Raw genomic sequence first — 16,595 nt, 5'->3', positions numbered from 1 at the left:
TCGGAGCAAGCCCCTTTGGTGATTATACCCCGCTGTCGGCGCGTTTTCTCATGATCCGGGACGCATGCCACAGCCCAAGAACCATCAACAGGCAATAGATGCTCATGCCTGTCACCTGCTGGCGATAAGGCACGCCTGCATCAATAAGCCACCCCATCAGCCCCGGCCCGGCCGCCGAAGCAAACACCATCAGCGCAAAGGCGACCGAGCGGATGGCACCGACATGGCGTGTTCCGTAGATTTCCGGCCACAGCGCGCCGACAAGAGTTGTGGCGAAGCCGTTTCCTATGCCCAACAGGGCCATGTAAACAAATGCGACCCAAGGCGCGGAGAACGTGGCCAACGAAATACACCCAACTGCCAACGGAAGAAGCGTGAAGGCGATGAGTTTTCGAGCTGTAAAGCGATCCACCAGCACACCCGCAGTCAACGAACTGGCCACTGCAAAGACCGCAAGTGCGATGAAGGAACTGGCGAAAAGCTCCTGTGTCCAGCCATTGAGCTCAATCAGATAGGCCTGATGGAACATGATCGCCGTGCCAAAACAGGGTGGCGCCAGAATGCCCGCACACACGATCCAGAAAACAGGATCGCGCATCACCTCCGCACGGGTCCATTGCCTGCCTTCGGCAACGCGGGCGCGGTTGTCGTCATCACTAGGGATGCGTTCGCGGGACAAAAGAAACAGAACGAGAGGCAATGCGAACAAGGCCATCATGGCGGCTGCTACAACCCAGCTTGTGCGCCAACCAAACGCGAGTGACAGCGCAACAAAGGCAATAGGCCCAACCGCCTCGCCGCTTGGATATCCAAGGATCGCAATCGACATCGCCCGTCCGCGTTGGGCCGAAAACCACTTGCTGATCGCCGTCAGGGACGTGTGGGTCATCATGCCCTGACCGAACAGGCGCAAGGCAAAGATGACGACACACAAGGTCCAGACACCGGGAACCAGTGCCATGCCGAGGCAGGCAAGTGCAAGCCCAATCATCACCCCGCCGGCCACCAGTTGGGTCGGGTAGTCATCTACCGTCTTGCCCAGCCAGGGCAGTACGAGAGCACTGCACAGTGTCGCAAACATGTAGATGCTGCCAACATCGCCATGCGACAGCCCGAACTCTTCGCGGAAATTTCCGGCAAACAGGGAAATGAAGAACGTCTGGCCGAAACCCGAAAACAGGGTCAGCAAGTAGGCCGCCAGCAGCCAGCGACCATTCGCCTTCAAAAACGACAGATACGACACCAGACGGTCCAGTTCAGGAGGTCCGCAGCCGAGACCCCGGCTACGGCAATATAACGAAAACCGGCCCCGAACGCGTCGGCAGTATCAGCTACGGTCGCGGAACCGGTTGGTAATTGGATAGCGGCGGTCCTTGCCGAAATTGCGCCGGGTGATCTTCACGCCCGGAGGCGCCTGACGCCGCTTGTACTCGGCAATGTAGAGCAGATGTTCCACCTTGTGAACAAGAGCCCTGTCATGCCCCCTCGCCTCGATTTCCCGAACGGACATTTCCTCTTCAACGAGGCAGTTCAGGATATCGTCCAGCACGTCATAGGGCGGCAGGGAATCCTGATCCGTCTGGTTCTCGCGAAGCTCCGCCGTCGGCACCTTGGTGATGATGTTGACGGGGATCACTTCGCCCTCGGGACCAAGCATACCGTCTGGCCGGTTGGCATTTCGCCATTCGGCAAGATGATAGACCTGCGTCTTGTAAAGGTCCTTGATCGGATTGTAGCCGCCATTCATGTCGCCATAGAGCGTGGCATATCCTACGGACATTTCCGACTTGTTGCCGGTGGTCACCACCATGTGCCCGAACTTGTTGGACACCGCCATCAGGATGACGCCGCGCGCGCGCGACTGGAGGTTTTCCTCGGTCGTGTCGCTTTTCGTTCCGGCAAAAAGGCCGCTCAGGACATTGGTGAACCCAAGCACCGGGTCCTCGATCGGTACGGTGTCATAGCGGATGCCGAGCGCAGCCGCACATTCCGCCGCATCCTTGATGCTTTCCTCGGACGTGTAGCGAAAGGGCAGCATGATCGCATGCACCTTGTCCGCACCAAGAGCATCCACGGCCATCGCCGCGCAGATTGCACTATCGATACCGCCGGACAACCCGAGGACCACGCCCGGAAAACCGTTTTTCGTCACATAATCACGCAGCCCGAGCACACAGGCCTGCCAATTGGCCGTGTCGAGATCCGGCAGGCTCGCTCTCGGACCGCTTTCGCAGACCCAGATTTCGTCCTCGCCCTTCACCCACTCTGTGACCGCAAGATCTGTCTTGAACTGCGGCATCTGAAACGCCAGCGTGCGGTCAGCCTGAAGGCCAAAGGACCCACCGTCAAAGACGAGTTCATCCTGTCCGCAGACCTGATTGCAATAGACCAGCGGCAGCCCGCTCTCCACAACGCGCGCCACGACCACCTGCAGCCGCTGTTCGGCGCGGTTCTGCCAGTAAGGCGAGCCATTGGGCACAAGCAGGATTTCAGCGCCCGTCTCTGCCAGACACTCGCAAACCTCGTCATTCCAGATGTCCTCGCAGATCGGCACGCCGATGCGAACACCGCGAAAATCCATCGGCCCCGGCAGCGGACCGGCATTGAACACGCGCTTTTCATCAAACACGCTGTAGTTTGGCAGAACATATTTGAAGCGAACGGTCTTGATCTCGCCCCCGTCCGCCAGAACAACGGCATTGTAAAGCTTGCCGTTTTCCGACCATGGCAGGCCGATGAGGATACCCGGACCACCATCTGCAGTTTCCGATGCCAGTTCTCTTGCGGTCGCCATGCAGCGCTCGACAAAGGCGCGCTTCAACACGAGATCTTCCGGCGGATACCCCGCAAGGGTCAGTTCAGGATAAAGAACCAGATCAGCAGACAGCTTGGCGGCTTCCTTGCGTGCAGCCCGCACACTTTCCGCATTTGCAGATACGTCGCCAACAGTCGGGTTCAGCTGGGCAACGGCAATTCTAATTCGTTCGGAAATCATGGAAGATCGCAGTTTGGTGGACATGGCTCATCTGTATAGCCCAACCCATCCTTGTTGCAATGCACGAATGCTCCACGGGAATGCGGGATCTAAAGCAGAGCCATCATGGAATCATCCTGCGGCTCTTCCGGCTTCGGCTTCAGGTTTGCTATTGACGGAGCAGCGAGTTTTGAGCGCGGCTGATCTTTCTTGGCTCCGATCTTGACCGTCAGCCCCTTGCTGCGCCCATCCCGTTCCTGTCGGACAAGGATGTCGATAACATGCCGATACAGAATGACCGGCGACACCGGTTTGGCGATAAACCCGTGGATTCCACGTTTCAGGGCCTCAATCACCGTTGCCCGTTGACAATAGGCACTGATCATCAGAACGGGCGTGGTGCTCAGGATCGGATCCCGGTCATCGCGCAGCACCCGCAAAAAGTCGGAGCCGGACACGGGCGACATGTTCCAGTCGAGCAGAATGATGTCAGGAACTCTTTCCAGGGCAATTTCCAGCCCGTCTGCGCCTTCCGACGCTTCGAAAACCTGCCGAACACCATATCCGGTCAAGATCGAGCGCAGGATGCTGCGCATGTGCACATTGTCCTCCACAACCAGAAAGGATGTTTGGGACAGGTCCCTCTTAATGACTTCCACAACCCGCTCCAGATATAAACGCGACCTGTAAATATAACGGATGCCGTTAAGGGAGATTTACCGTATTGGACATTTAGCCAGATACACATGAAAAAAGGGCGAATAAATTCGCCCTTTTTTACATCTACTGTCTGATTGATCAGCCGTTGACCGCAACCGGTTCGTGCCGGCGTCCATCGCGCTCCTTTTTCAGGTTTTCCGCGATAAGGAAGGCCAGCTCGATCGCCTGATCAGCGTTGAGGCGCGGATCGCAATGCGTGTGGTAGCGATCGCCGAGTTGCTCGGCCGTCAGTGCGTGGGCACCGCCCGTGCACTCGGTCACGTTGCGACCGGTCATCTCGATGTGAACGCCACCCGCATGGGTGCCCTCGGCGCGGTGAACCGCGAAGAACGCTTCCACTTCCTTCAGAATACGCTCGAACGGGCGTGTCTTGTAGCCGTTGGCGGTGATGGTGTTGCCATGCATCGGGTCACAGGACCAGACCACCGTCTTGCCTTCCCGCTCGACCGCGCGAACGAGCTGCGGCAGATGATCGAACACCTTGTCCGCACCAAACCGTGCGATCAGGGTCAACCGGCCCGGCTCGTTCTCCGGGTTCAGGATGTCGATCAGCTCCAGCAACCCATCGGGTGACAGGGACGGACCACACTTCAGGCCAATCGGGTTCTTGATGCCGCGGAAGAACTCCACATGCGCATGATCCGGCTGACGGGTCCGATCGCCGATCCAGATCATGTGACCGGATGTTGCGTACCAGTCGCCAGACGTGGAATCGACACGCGTAAAGGCCTGCTCATAGCCGAGCAACAGCGCTTCGTGACTGGTGAAGAACCCGGTGGAGCGAAGCTGCGGCACAGACGAGCTGTCGATACCACAGGCCCGCATGAAGCTCAGCGACTCGGTGATGCGGTCGGCCAGTTCCTTGTAACGATGACCTTGCGGGCTGTCGGAAATGAAGCCGAGCATCCACTTGTGCACCTGATCAAGATCGGCAAAACCACCTTGCGCAAAGGCACGCAGCAGGTTCAGCGACGCTGCGGATTGGCGGTAAGCCATGGCCATGCGCGCAGGATCAGGGATACGCCCTTCTTCCGTGAAGGCGATATCGTTGATGATGTCACCGCGGTAGCTCGGAAGCTCGACGCCGTCCACCTTCTCGGTGTTTGACGAACGTGGCTTGGCAAACTGACCAGCGATACGGCCAACCTTCACAACCGGTTGGCTGGCAGCATAGGTCAGCACGACCGACATCTGAAGGAAAACGCGGAAGAAATCGCGAATATGGTCAGGATGGTGCTCTGCAAAGCTTTCCGCGCAGTCGCCGCCCTGAAGCAGGAAACCGCGACCGGCCGCCACATTGGCCAGCTGGCGCTTCAGGTCCCGCGCTTCACCTGCAAAAACCAGCGGCGGATAGGTCGACAGACGCTGCTCAACGTCCGCTACTGCCTGCATGTCGGGATAATCCGGAACCTGCAAGATCGGTTTCGATCTCCAGCTATCCGGTGTCCACTTCTCCGCCATTTTACCAACTCCTAAGCTTGGGATCGGGCAGTCCCACGATTTGCAGTCTCCTGACCCGCAGTACTTTTCTTTCGCAAACCCTCTCTCAAACGAGAGAAACGTGCGGCCTTATACACACATGCCTCCGGGAAAACCACAATAGAAACCGCTTGATGTGCCGATCCGTCCTGTTTCTTTGCACCGTGGCACAAACGCAACGGCAGTCTGGCGTGATTAACCCGCAGCATTTCTCAAAGATCGTACCGGACTTGCTCAAGATCAATGCCAATAATTAGAACAAATCTAAACTACCTATACGTCTAACAGAACCGAAGGCAGGCTCCCCATGAGTTCCCGGCCATCTCTCGAGCACAGCCACGAACCTGCAGAGATCAAACGAAGGCTCAATGACGGGCCAAAGATCAGCTATCTCCGGGACTGGGTCTATGGCGGCATAGATGGAGCTGTAACGACCTTTGCCATCGTGGCTGGAGCCGTGGGTGCAAACCTGTCCGCAACCATCGTGCTGGTTCTGGGGCTGGCGAACCTGCTTGCAGACGGCTTTTCCATGGCAGCGGCCAATTATTCCGGCAGCAAGTCGGAAAATGACGATTTCAATCGCCTGCGACAGATCGAGGAGAAGCACATTCGCCTTGATCCGGAAGGAGAGCGCGAGGAGGTCCGGCAGATCTATCGCAACAAGGGCTATGAGGGCGAGGAACTGGAAACCCTCGTCTCCATCCTCACTTCGCGGCGCTCTGCCTGGATAGAAACGATGATGCAGGAGGAATACGGTCTCGCCAGCGCGACACGCTCCCCGATGAAGGCAGCCCTTTCCACCTTTGCCGCCTTCGTGATCTGCGGCAGCCTTCCCCTCGTCCCGTTTGTTATGGGCCTTTCGGCAACGACACAGGCCGCCATTCTCCTGACCGGCCTTGCCTTCTTCCTGATCGGCTCCACGAAAGCCAAATGGTCAACCCAGCACTGGGTCTGGTCCGGGCTTGAAACAACGTTCATCGGAATGTCAGCCGCAGGCATCGCCTATCTGGTCGGATATTTGTTGCGCGGCCTGACCGGCTAGGATTGGAGCCTAGAGCATTTCCAGGCGAAGTGGATACCGGTTCGCCGTCAGGAAATGCGCCAAATCAAATATTTAGAGCACGTCGAGTGATTCAGTGAATGCGAGACGTGCTCTAGAGTTCAATAAACCGAACACCCAAGGCGTTCAAACGGGCATCAAATTCGGCCAGCAACTCAGCCGGGACCTGCTGCGCGCGGGGATAGATCGGAGCGTCCCGATCTTTCAGAATCGGCACATGCCAGCCATCCGTCGTCTCCAGAAAATGATCCACTCCGGAAAGCCCCCAAAAGGCATGAAATCCCTGCAACACGCAATCCAGATAACTCTGAAGGATCGGATAGTCCTCACTTCCCCAGCCATAGTGCTCGGGCTTCGAGCGATAGAGGAACATGTCCTTCGGGCCAGCCTCTCCGGTCGCATCGCATGTGAAGGATGAACCAACACCAGACACCCGGTGGTACTTCGCCTCGCGCCTGTCAAGTTCCGCCAGCCGTTCCTTCGGCTCTCGTGCCATCACGCCGCGAATGACGGACCCGTCCTTTTGTGAAACGGACAGGCCGCACACCGGTCGACCCAGCTGTGTTGTCCCCCAGATGCGCCATTCGCGCACCCAGCCAGACATCTTTCCCGGCACTACATGAGCGCTGGCCGGAAGGGTGTTTATGTTTACGAGGGAGCCGTAGCCGAAATAGGAAATGGTCATGACAGGGTTCTAATCCGCTCCGTGATCGGCGTAAAGTTGGTACCATTGTCCCTTTGACCGATTCCGGAAAAATGCCATGCCCTCTTCCCTCAGCCTGACGCAAGATGAAATTTCACGCCTGCGGGCTGATACTCCGGGAACGCGTACCCGTATTCATTTCAACAACGCAGGCACGGGCCTGATCTCCACGCCAGTTCTGAATGCCGTGAAGGCGCATCTTGATCTGGAAGCGGAAATAGGCGGCTACGAGGCGCTGGATGCGGCATCTGAAGCCTATGCCGAGTTCTACGACAACGTGGCACGCCTGATCGGTGCCCGCCGCGATGAGATCGCCTATGTCGAAAACGCGACGCGTGCCTGGGACATGGCATTCTACTCGATCGATTTTCAACCCGGAGACCGGGTGATTACCGGGCGAGCAGAATATGTCTCCAACTACGTCGCCCTTTTGCAAATGAAAGCGAAGAAGGGCATCGAGATCGACCTGATCGAGGATGACGCGCACGGGCAAATTGATGTGAAGGCGCTTGAGGCCGCAATTACCCCTAAAACGCGATTGATTGCCCTCACCCATATCCCAACCTTCGGTGGCTTGATCAATCCAGCCGAGGAGGTCGGCGCAATTGCGAAACGGCACGGCATCCTCTATCTGCTCGACGCCTGCCAGTCAGTCGGGCATGTGCCTTTGGATGTGGATGCCATCGGCTGTCACATGCTGTCCGGAACAGGCCGAAAGTACCTCCGCGGGCCGCGTGGAACAGGCTTCCTCTATGTCAAAACCAGCATTCTCGACCAGCTGGAACCCGCCTTCATCGATCTGGAAGCCGCAAGATGGACCGGGCCGGATACATACGTCCTGAAACCGGACGCGATCCGTTTTGAAAACTGGGAGCGATATGTCGCCGGGCAGATCGGGCTTGGCGTCGCCGCAGACTACGCGATGCACTTCGGCATGGACCGGATCTCGAACCGCATCTGTGCCCTTGCTGCGCTGTTACGAACGGAATTGTCGAAACTCAGGGGCGTGACCGTTCACGACAAGGGCCTCAAAAAGGGCGGCATCGTCACCTTCCTGAAGGAGGGAGAGACACCGGCTGAGACAAAGGCCCGGCTCCGGGACCTGAACATCAACGTCTCCGTGTCGGGCGCCACATCTGCACAAATTGACCTGCCGATGCGAAACCTTGATGCTCTGGTGAGGGCTTCTGTGCATGCCTTCAACACGGAGGACGAGATCGAAACAATGGTGCGGAACGTTTCAGCCAACTGAACACGCCTACAACTGCAATTGCATGCCGGAGATGTCGCCACACTCCGGCACTGCATCAATGATAATTTTACCAAATACTGCGACTGTAAAACTGACAGCTTTCGCTCGGGCTGATTACATAGTTTCATGTTTGGCGGGCGGGTTTGATTTTAACTATTCATCAGGAATAGTTCTGACCTTTAGTCATCAGTTGACTCAAACGGGTGTGGGCGAGCAACGTGCAGAAAACCATTGATGCCTCCGGTGGGCCCTCCATAAAATCTTCCAAGCAATCGATTTCCCGATTGGCATTCATGCTTGCGGGCCTGCTGATTGCAGTCTGCGCCACTTCCCTGCTGTTTGTGGGCCAGGTTGCATCCACCGCATCGAAGTACCAGACCATCCAGAACGAAAAGGCCCGCCTTCAAAGCGCCATTACAAACCGGCTCAACATGTTCGTGAAGGAACAGCTGTCCGTGGCGCGGTCGGACGTGACAATCAAGGAACTGGTGCGCAACTTTAATGTGCACTTCATTCAGGAACGTGGCAGCCGCCTCTGGAACGACTATGGGCACAACCGGGCCTTCGTCATCAGCCCGGATGATCGCATTCGGGTGGAGGTCTTTGAAGACTACACTCATATCACCAATACCGATTTGGCGGATTCCCCTGCCCTTGTACCGCTCGTCGCTCGCACCCGCGCACTCTTTGAAACCAATCGCGTACGGGTCCCCGGCGGTTATGGTCATCGCTCCCTTCTCGGTCTGGAGACGGAGGATTATGCGACTGCAGGCTTTGCCGTGCTGGATGGCCGCGTCGCGATGGTCTCTGCGGTGCCCCTGATGCCGGGAGATCACAGGGTCGCACTCCCCGATCCGGAACCGACAATTCTGATCTCGGCAATCTTCGTTGACGGGGGGCTTTTGAAAGACCTCAACGGCGAGCTGTCAGGTCAAGGACAGAAGGTTCTCACGGGCCTCGGTGGTTCGCTTGCCCTTGATGGGCTCACCTTCAAGGCAAATGGCGCAGTTGCGGACGACTTGCCAACATGGGCAGTCAAGAGCCTGTCCGGCGAGGAAATCGGCGCATTTGAATGGACCAGTAAATCGCAGGGGGCTTCCATTTGGCCGACCGTCATTCCGGTTATCCTGCTACTTAGCCTCGCCCTCTCCTTCCTCGCCTTCGGTATCGCCTGGCGGATCGGCAATCTGACGAACTCGCTTCAGGAAAGCGAAACCCGTAGCCGCTATCTGGCCCATCATGACACCCTGACCGGACTGGCGAACCGCCTGCAGTTTTCCAGCGCATTGGAAGCGGCTGTCGCAAACCTTTCAGAACGTCCATTCGTGCTCATGCATTGCGACCTCGACAGGTTCAAGGCCGTCAACGACACCTATGGCCACGCGGCCGGAGACACGGTCATCAAGGCTGTGGCAGAGCGGCTACGGGACGTAGTCGGGGAGCACGGACTAGTCGGCCGGATCGGCGGCGACGAATTCGTCGTGCTTTATACCCGCACGATCAACCGGACCACGCTGTTGAACCTGGCCCTGGATATGATAACGGCCGTCAGCAAACCTGTTGATCTGGACGAAACGCATGTCGCTTCCGTCGGACTCAGCGTTGGTATCGCGATTGCTCCAACGGACGGCAAACGCACCGAACAGATCATCGCCGCGTCTGACGCTGCCCTTTACCGCTCCAAGGGCGCCGGTCGAGGCCGCGCCGCCTTCTTTGAGGACGACTACGTCCACGAACCGCCGGAAGCAAAGAAAAAGGCCGCAGCGCAATCCTCCGGATCGAAGGCAAGCGACGCGGCCTGATTGTTTCAATTCACTGCGGTTAGCCGCGTAGACGCTCTGTCGGCTCGCGCATGGTGACCAGTTCTTCGGCGGCTGTCGGGTGAACAGCGATGGTACGGTCGAAGTCCGCTTTTGTTGCACCCATTTCCAGCGTGATACCCAGAACCTGTGCAAGTTCGCCCGCATCAGGGCCCAGAATATGCACACCCAGAACCTTGTCCGTATCCGCATCGACGATGATCTTCATCAGCATCTTTTCGTCGCGCCCTGAAAGCGTGTGCTTCATCGGACGGAAGGAGGACTTGAAGATATCGAGGTTCTTGGTCTTCTTCAGCGCGTCTTCCTGCGAAAGGCCGACTGTGCCGAGCTCCGGCTGGGAGAATACTGCCGTGGCAATGAGGCTGTGGTCGACGGTCCACGGCTTGTTGCCAAAGATCGTGTCGGCAAAGGCATGTCCTTCGCGGATCGCGACCGGCGTGAGATTCGCCCGGTTTGTCACGTCACCAACGGCATAGATGGACGGAACGGAGGTGCGGGACTGGGCATCCACCTTGATGGTGCCGTCCACTTCCGTTTCAACGCCTGCAGTCTCCAGGCCAAGGTCACGCGTATTCGGCTTGCGACCAATGGCAGACATGATCTGACCGGCCTCAAGGCGTTCGCCCTTCTTGGTGTGACCGACAAGGGTACCGTCTGCCAGCTTTTCGATGGATGTGAACGTATCCTCGCAAATGACGCGAATGCCCTTCTTCTCCATTTCCTCATGGACTGCCTTACGGAAATCCGTGTCGAAGCCGCGAAGAATTTCTTCCCCGCGATAGAGAAGCGTTGTCTCGACACCGAGACCGTTGAAAATGCCGGCAAACTCGACTGCGATATATCCACCGCCAACCACAACAATCTTGGAAGGCAATTCAGAGAGATGGAACGCCTCGTTGGAGGTAATCACATGTTCGCCCCCAACAAGACCGGCATCCACGTTCGGCGTCGCGCCAACGGCCACCAGAATGTACTTCGCCGTAATCGTCTGGCCAGTGGACAGAAGGCGAACCGTGTTCGGGCCTTCGATCACCGCCCTGCTGTCATGCATTTCCACGCCGCTGCGCTCGAGATTGCGGCGGTACAGGCCTTCCAGGCGGGTGATTTCCTGATCCTTCGCCTCGATCAGCTTCTGCCACGAGAAGTTTCGCTCGCCAACGCTCCAGCCAAAGCCTTCCGCATCCTCAAACTCTTCAGAGAATTTGGACGCATAGACAAACAGCTTCTTGGGCACGCAGCCGCGAATGACACAGGTTCCGCCATACCGATACTCTTCGGCCAGCCCCACCTTGGCTCCATGAGTCGCTGCAATCCGGCCGGCACGTACGCCGCCAGATCCACCGCCAATGACAAAAAGATCGTAATCGAACTGGCTCATGAAACCTCGCCTTTCATTCCCTTGGTCGCGACCTCTCTCCGTTGAACGGTCGTCGGCAACCCATTGTGGCCATATCGTAATCCGCCACAAAAAAACAAGACCGCAAGTTGCGGTCCTGATTTCACTCATATCAAGCTAAGCGGCTGTATTTCAGGCCGGACTTAGTTTGCAGAAGCAGCACGCTTGTCCAACTCTTCACGGACAAGTGACACCATTTCAGTGGAAATGGCATCCTGCCACTGACGCGCAGCACCAATGGACAGTGCAGTCAGGGTCGGGCCGTTTTCGGTCAGTTTCTTGCCAAGCGGCGTCTTGTAGAAGTCGGCCAGTTGGACCAGCTCTTCCTCGGTGAAGCGGCGCGCCCAGACTTCATAGATCGTCTTGTTCAGCTCCTTGCGCTTTGCAGCAAGGCTCAAGGCCACTTCGGTGCTCACGTCGATGACTTCCTGAGTGCGCGACGGATCTGCCTGAATGAACAGCGTCCGGGTCTGCTCCGCAAGAAGCGGCAGGATGTCGTCAAACGTTGCCAGAGCCTTGGTTTCCGTCACAACGTCACGCGCTGCGTTCAGATGGCTCTCGGTAAACTCTTCCTGGGCAAACGCGGGCATGTGGCTGGTTGCCATCATGACTGCGGCAAACGCGCTGCCGAGCGGGATGAGGGACTTAAGGTTCATATCCAAACTCCATTCCCGGCTCCAGATACCCTATTCCGGAGCCTAGACTAAATACTCTTCTTATTTGTCGAGTGTCTTTACACTGTCACTGGTCGCAACATAAGCCTTTTGCGCAAGACCGATGAACAGGCCGTGTTCAACAACTCCCGGAATCGCCACCAGCTTTTCAGCCAGGCCGGAAGGATCCGGAATTGCTTTAAGATGGGCGTCGAGGATGTAATGCCCCCCATCTGTGACGAAAGGATGTTCATCCCCGCCCCTCAGACGAATATCAGTGGGCAAACCAAGGTCCCTCAAAACGCCTTCAACGGCAATACGTGTTGCACCAAGACCAAACGGATTGACTTCGATGGGAAGCGGAAAAGCCCCAAGGGTTTCAACCGTCTTGCTCTCGTCGGCAATAACGATCATCCGTTTGGATGCAGCTGCGACGATCTTTTCGCGCAACAACGCTCCGCCGCCACCCTTGATGAGGGCAAGCTCGGGTCCGATTTCATCGGCACCGTCAACGGTCAGGTCCAGTGTTCCCAACTCATCCAGCGTTGAAAGCGGAATGCCCTCTTCCTCGGCCAGCTCGCGAGTCCGCTCTGATGTCGGGACTCCAACAACGTCAAGCCCGGCACGAACCCTTTGACCAAGTGCCTTTACGAAGAACTCGGCGGTCGAACCGGTTCCGATCCCAAGCTTCATGCCGGACACAACGTCCTCGGCGGCACGTTCAGCCGCTTTTTGTTTTTGTGTGGCGCTCATGCCAACCTCCGTCCCCGGGCGATAAAGCCATCAGGAATCCACATTTCGTGGGGTGCTTAGCACGTGAAACGAGGCCCGGTCCAGCAAAAGAGCGCGGTTGAAGAGGCCTGCGCGACTATCGCACCGGACCGCTCATTTTATCATTGTGAAAATTTAACCCAGTCTTCATTTTCAAGTGAAAACGTGTATCCAACATAGTCATCTGAAGAAGAAATCCATGCTGAGTCGAATATTTAGTCGAAAAAACAGCGAGAGCGATAACTTCAACTCCGCGCCGGAAGATAAACCTGCAAATGAAGACATGGAAACTATCTCCATGAATTCTTTGGGCAATACCGAAGCAGATGACGTAACGGCATTTTCGCTTGACGCCATTGAGGATGATCTACAGGTCTCAGCGAGAGCCCTGAAAACCTCATCTTCCGAGGTGACAACGGCTATCAACGAGCAGTTTGCCCTTCTGGAGCAAATTGGTACCGATAGTGCCCAACTGAAAGATCAGGCGGCACAGGCAAGCCGAAATGCTGCCGAGTTGGCAAATTCGATCGAGAACCTGACTTCCTCTAGCACCGAGATCGGCACTCAGGTCAATCATTCCACCATTCTCGCTGAAGAAGCGATGGGCGTCGCGGACGATGTGAACCAAGGCGTGGGCGAGCTGAAATCCGCAATATCAGACATTGCGGAAGTCGTGCGACTGATCTCCGACATCGCCAGTCAGACAAACCTTCTGGCGCTGAATGCCACCATCGAAGCTGCACGTGCCGGCGATGCCGGGCGCGGGTTCGCGATCGTCGCGAGTGAGGTCAAGTCTCTGGCTGTGGAGACCCAGAACGCGACAGACCGGATCTCGGCCAATATTGAAAGACTTCAAGCCTCGTCCGAAACCAGCATTACATCGGTCAACCGGATCATCGAGGTCATCGGCAACATCAAGCCAAGTTTCGCCGCTGTTGAGGAAGCCGTTCACAGGCAAACATCGACCACGACCGAGCTCAGCAAGATGGCAGGTGAAACAGCCGCCTTTGTGGGCGAAGTCACATCACGGGTCAACACGATCGACACCGCAGCAAGGCAAGCTGCTGAAGGCGGTCAACGGGCCCGGCAATCTGCCGACAAACTGGACAACGATGTAGCGGCGCTCGGGAACCGGTTTACCATGCTCCTGCGCCAAAGCGCGCAGGGTGACCGCCGCAAGAGCGACCGTTTTCCGGTCAAGCTGCGCGGCAATATCAAGACGGCTTCCGGCTCGTCCAGCATCGAAACCAGAGACCTTTCTGCAGGCGGCGCGCTCATCACCAGTCGCGACCCGCTGAACATCCGGCCAAACCAGACAATATCCCTCATTCTGGACCACCTTGGATCCGTTGAGGCAAAGGTGGTGGGGCAATCCGATGCCGGTCTGCACTGCGCCTTCCTGGCTCCGGGTGACACATTTGCAAGCCGCTTGGATCAGAAGCTTAAAGACATCAGGGCGAGCTATGACGAGTTGGTTCAGCGAGCCCAAACCGGAGCCGAACGTATTTCCGCATCGATGGAAAGACTGATCGAAACCAAGCGGCTGACCACCGAAGCCCTGTTTGACACGAACTACAACCCGATATCCGGCACCAACCCGCAGCAACTGGACACACGATATGTCCGCGAACTTGAAGGCGTCCTGCCAACCATTCAGGAGGAAATCCTAGCATCCGCTGCAAACATGACCTTCTGCGCCGCCGTCGATCGCAACGGTTATCTGCCGGTTCACAACAAGATCTACTCCAAGCCCCAGAACCCGGAAGATCCTGTCTGGAACGCAGCCAATTGCAGGAACAAGCGCATATTTGATGATCGCGCCGGTTTGAGCGCCGGGCGCAACACCCGCCCCTTCCTCATCCAGACCTATGCCCGCGACATGGGCAACGGAACTGTTGTCTGGATGACTGAAGTCGACGCCCCTATCCTCGTGAACGGTCGCCACTGGGGAGGCTTCAGGACAGCGTACAAGATGTAGGCGGACCTTGGCGGGTGCGCCAAATAACGCTACATCCTCGGCAAAGGCTCAGTACGAGCCACTGCAGGATGGAGTTCAAACATGCCGGTTGCCGTTTTCGACCTTGACGGAACACTCGTTTCGTCCGCCGAGGATCTTATCGCGACCCTGAATGCCATCCTGAAGAGCGAAGGCCTTGCGCCAGTTGACATTTCCCCGTTCAGGAAATGGGTTGGCTTTGGTGCCAAACGGTTGATGGACAAGGGATTCCAGTCACATGGAATAACCAAGACAGCAGACCAACTCGATGCCCTCCTGCCCCGCTTTCTCGACCATTACGAAGCCAACATGGCGGTTCACACGCGCCTTTTCGACGGCGCGCTGGAGGCGATGGAAAGTCTTAAGGCTGACGGCTGGTCCCTCTCGGTCTGCACCAACAAGTCAACCCGCCTGACACTGCCTCTTCTCGAGCAACTGGGGATCTCGTCCCTGTTCTCGTCTGTCGTCGCAGGCGACACGTTCTCAAAAGCCAAACCACATGCCGAACCTCTTCTTGGCGCAATTGAGCGCGCAGGCGGCACCACAGCTGGCAGCGTGATGGTTGGCGACACGGCAACCGACATTGATGCGGCAAGAGCAGCAGGCGTACCGGTCGTCGTCGTGGACTTCGGCTATTCTCCAGAGCCCGTGGCGGGCTTTGGACCTGATCGCATCATTTCCCATTTCAATGACCTTCGCAGCGCGATCGAAGAGCTTGTTCCGGCCAACTGAAACAATCATCCTCTGGAAAATCGAGCGGGCCGAAAAAAAGCCTATTGTCCTAACATGACCAGTCCGTTAGACACCGCTTCACCAGCTGGTTGGGGCGATTAGCTCAGCGGGAGAGCACTCCCTTCACACGGGAGGGGTCACTGGTTCAATCCCAGTATCGCCCACCATTTTCTCAATAGCTTATTGGAAATTTCCAGACGCCTTCGCCGTCGAATTTGAAGCTGGGAACCGGCACCGTCTGCACAGAACAAGATACATCTAGAAACCGGAAAATCTGCCTGTTCGTGCTATAGCGCGGATGGCTTGTCCGCCGCCGCCACAGACTTTCCGCCCTCCGTTGAAATGACGTCTTTACCCGCGGTAGAGCCTCTGTAAATACTGCAATCCGGTTTGACCTGAACCGAATCCTTTCCGTTTTGGGGGACGCTAATGACAGACACAGCTGCTTCAGCTGCAACGGATGCCTTGGTGTCCGGAACGATACATCCACTTGCGCCTCATCATCTGCCAGGCTTTCTGCCCGGTGCAGATGGTAGCGACACGCTGATGACCTCGGTCCTGATCGGGCTGCTTGTGCTTGTTGTGCTGGCAGGCACCTTCTACCTGCATCTTCACTCGCTTCCAGAACGACTGGCTCATGGCAAGGAAGCCCCTCATCTGGAGCTGGTGGCCGTTCTCTGCCTTCTCGCTCTTTTCACCCATAACAATTTCTTTTGGGTCGCTGCGCTTTTGCTGGCTTTCATTCGCATTCCCGATGTCGCTTCGCCGCTCGCTTCGATTGCTATGTCCCTTCGCAAGCTTGCAGGACTGCCGGAACCTGAACCTGAACCGACAGCAGATGCCCACAATACCGGTTCCCACACTGATGTTGCCGAAGCGCAAGCCGCTCCCGAAGCACCAGTCAGCGCGCCAGCCAAGCAAGGGGAACAATAAGTCATGTTGGAAGTTCTCTTCTGTTCGCTCTTCACCCTGCTTCCCGACTATTGATCCTCCCCCTTTGAATTGGTCCGCCCCTATAGTTAGGAAACGGAGGATCAGA

14 protein-coding genes and 1 tRNA gene are annotated in these 16,595 nt (G+C 56.9%); 7 read left to right on the top strand and 8 right to left on the bottom strand.

Translation table 11 applies throughout. The annotated features are described in order from the left end of the window. Nucleotides 1–22: 22 nt before the first annotated feature. The 4 genes from F0155_RS16920 to F0155_RS16905 all read right to left on the bottom strand — a co-directional run bounded on the left by F0155_RS16920 (nucleotide 23) and on the right by F0155_RS16905 (nucleotide 5,155). On the bottom strand, nucleotides 23–1,243 hold the full coding sequence (locus F0155_RS16920) for an MFS transporter (protein WP_150525731.1): 1,221 nt from the start codon (nucleotides 1,241–1,243) through the stop codon (nucleotides 23–25). Between the two features lie 84 nt (nucleotides 1,244–1,327). Next, nucleotides 1,328–2,995 (bottom strand): NAD+ synthase, encoded by a 1,668-nt coding sequence (locus tag F0155_RS16915; protein WP_150525805.1) that lies wholly within the window; start codon nucleotides 2,993–2,995, stop codon nucleotides 1,328–1,330. Nucleotides 2,996–3,084: 89 nt separating this feature from the next. After that, nucleotides 3,085–3,633, bottom strand: coding sequence for a response regulator (locus tag F0155_RS16910; RefSeq protein WP_150525730.1), 549 nt, complete (start codon nucleotides 3,631–3,633; stop codon nucleotides 3,085–3,087). Between the two features lie 139 nt (nucleotides 3,634–3,772). After that, complete coding sequence (locus F0155_RS16905) at nucleotides 3,773–5,155, bottom strand: class II 3-deoxy-7-phosphoheptulonate synthase (protein ID WP_150525729.1); 1,383 nt, start codon at nucleotides 5,153–5,155, stop codon at nucleotides 3,773–3,775. Nucleotides 5,156–5,480: 325 nt separating this feature from the next. Between F0155_RS16905 and F0155_RS16900 the strand changes: the two genes are divergently transcribed. Further along, entirely contained in the window at nucleotides 5,481–6,215 is a 735-nt protein-coding gene (locus tag F0155_RS16900) for a VIT1/CCC1 transporter family protein (protein WP_150525728.1), read from the top strand. A gap of 112 nt (nucleotides 6,216–6,327) precedes the next feature. Here the strand turns inward: F0155_RS16900 and F0155_RS16895 are convergent, their stop codons facing one another. Then, nucleotides 6,328–6,918, bottom strand: a complete 591-nt coding sequence (locus F0155_RS16895) for a gamma-glutamylcyclotransferase (RefSeq protein ID WP_150525727.1) — start codon at nucleotides 6,916–6,918, stop codon at nucleotides 6,328–6,330. Nucleotides 6,919–6,994: 76 nt separating this feature from the next. Between F0155_RS16895 and F0155_RS16890 the strand changes: the two genes are divergently transcribed. After that, the gene (locus tag F0155_RS16890) at nucleotides 6,995–8,188 is read left to right on the top strand and encodes an aminotransferase class V-fold PLP-dependent enzyme (protein ID WP_150525726.1); all 1,194 of its coding nucleotides are present in this window, start codon (nucleotides 6,995–6,997) and stop codon (nucleotides 8,186–8,188) included. A 218-nt stretch (nucleotides 8,189–8,406) separates the two neighbouring features. Continuing rightward, complete coding sequence (locus F0155_RS16885; RefSeq protein ID WP_150525725.1) at nucleotides 8,407–9,990, top strand: diguanylate cyclase domain-containing protein; 1,584 nt, start codon at nucleotides 8,407–8,409, stop codon at nucleotides 9,988–9,990. A 19-nt stretch (nucleotides 9,991–10,009) separates the two neighbouring features. Here the strand turns inward: F0155_RS16885 and gor are convergent, their stop codons facing one another. From gor to rpiA, 3 genes are all read right to left on the bottom strand, one after another. Further along, nucleotides 10,010–11,386 carry a glutathione-disulfide reductase gene (gene gor / locus F0155_RS16880; protein WP_150525724.1) on the bottom strand — a complete coding sequence of 459 codons (1,377 nt, stop codon included), beginning with the start codon at nucleotides 11,384–11,386 and terminating at the stop codon, nucleotides 10,010–10,012. Between the two features lie 161 nt (nucleotides 11,387–11,547). Further along, nucleotides 11,548–12,060, bottom strand: coding sequence for a DUF2059 domain-containing protein (locus tag F0155_RS16875; RefSeq protein ID WP_150525723.1), 513 nt, complete (start codon nucleotides 12,058–12,060; stop codon nucleotides 11,548–11,550). Between the two features lie 60 nt (nucleotides 12,061–12,120). Then, nucleotides 12,121–12,810 (bottom strand): ribose-5-phosphate isomerase RpiA, encoded by a 690-nt coding sequence (gene rpiA / locus F0155_RS16870; RefSeq protein ID WP_150525722.1) that lies wholly within the window; start codon nucleotides 12,808–12,810, stop codon nucleotides 12,121–12,123. A gap of 316 nt (nucleotides 12,811–13,126) precedes the next feature. On the opposite strand from rpiA, the gene F0155_RS16865 reads away from it, so the two are divergent. The 4 genes from F0155_RS16865 (at nucleotide 13,127) to F0155_RS16850 (ending at nucleotide 16,489) form a co-directional block, all read left to right on the top strand. Further along, complete coding sequence (locus F0155_RS16865; RefSeq protein ID WP_244303534.1) at nucleotides 13,127–14,806, top strand: methyl-accepting chemotaxis protein; 1,680 nt, start codon at nucleotides 13,127–13,129, stop codon at nucleotides 14,804–14,806. Between the two features lie 81 nt (nucleotides 14,807–14,887). Then, the gene (gph, locus tag F0155_RS16860; protein ID WP_150525720.1) at nucleotides 14,888–15,556 is read left to right on the top strand and encodes a phosphoglycolate phosphatase; all 669 of its coding nucleotides are present in this window, start codon (nucleotides 14,888–14,890) and stop codon (nucleotides 15,554–15,556) included. Between the two features lie 92 nt (nucleotides 15,557–15,648). After that, nucleotides 15,649–15,723: transfer RNA gene (locus F0155_RS16855), tRNA-Val, on the top strand. A gap of 262 nt (nucleotides 15,724–15,985) precedes the next feature. Further along, nucleotides 15,986–16,489: a hypothetical protein gene (locus F0155_RS16850; RefSeq protein ID WP_192913831.1), complete on the top strand. Its 504-nt coding sequence runs from the start codon at nucleotides 15,986–15,988 to the stop codon at nucleotides 16,487–16,489. The last annotated feature ends 106 nt before the right edge of the window (nucleotides 16,490–16,595 follow it).

It is taken from the genome of Roseibium sediminis, from assembly GCF_008711325.1.
In the GTDB taxonomy this organism is placed as follows: Bacteria; Pseudomonadota; Alphaproteobacteria; order Rhizobiales; family Stappiaceae; genus Roseibium; species Roseibium sediminis.
The sequence above is the reverse complement of the archived record's forward strand: the minus strand, read 5'-3'. Positions and strand labels throughout refer to the sequence as shown.

Excerpts from the sequence above, each read along its gene's own strand:
- F0155_RS16895 (WP_150525727.1), bottom strand. The coding sequence starts at position 6,918 with ATGACCATTTCCTATTTCGGCTACGGCTCCCTCGTAAACATAAACACC.
- F0155_RS16850 (WP_192913831.1), top strand. The coding sequence starts at position 15,986 with ATGACAGACACAGCTGCTTCAGCTGCAACGGATGCCTTGGTGTCCGGA.
- F0155_RS16915 (WP_150525805.1), bottom strand. The coding sequence starts at position 2,995 with ATGATTTCCGAACGAATTAGAATTGCCGTTGCCCAGCTGAACCCGACT.
- gph (WP_150525720.1), top strand. The coding sequence starts at position 14,888 with ATGCCGGTTGCCGTTTTCGACCTTGACGGAACACTCGTTTCGTCCGCC.
- F0155_RS16875 (WP_150525723.1), bottom strand. The coding sequence starts at position 12,060 with ATGAACCTTAAGTCCCTCATCCCGCTCGGCAGCGCGTTTGCCGCAGTC.
- F0155_RS16890 (WP_150525726.1), top strand. The coding sequence starts at position 6,995 with ATGCCCTCTTCCCTCAGCCTGACGCAAGATGAAATTTCACGCCTGCGG.
- rpiA (WP_150525722.1), bottom strand. The coding sequence starts at position 12,810 with ATGAGCGCCACACAAAAACAAAAAGCGGCTGAACGTGCCGCCGAGGAC.
- gor (WP_150525724.1), bottom strand. The coding sequence starts at position 11,386 with ATGAGCCAGTTCGATTACGATCTTTTTGTCATTGGCGGTGGATCTGGC.
- F0155_RS16865 (WP_244303534.1), top strand. The coding sequence starts at position 13,127 with ATGAATTCTTTGGGCAATACCGAAGCAGATGACGTAACGGCATTTTCG.
- F0155_RS16900 (WP_150525728.1), top strand. The coding sequence starts at position 5,481 with ATGAGTTCCCGGCCATCTCTCGAGCACAGCCACGAACCTGCAGAGATC.
- F0155_RS16905 (WP_150525729.1), bottom strand. The coding sequence starts at position 5,155 with ATGGCGGAGAAGTGGACACCGGATAGCTGGAGATCGAAACCGATCTTG.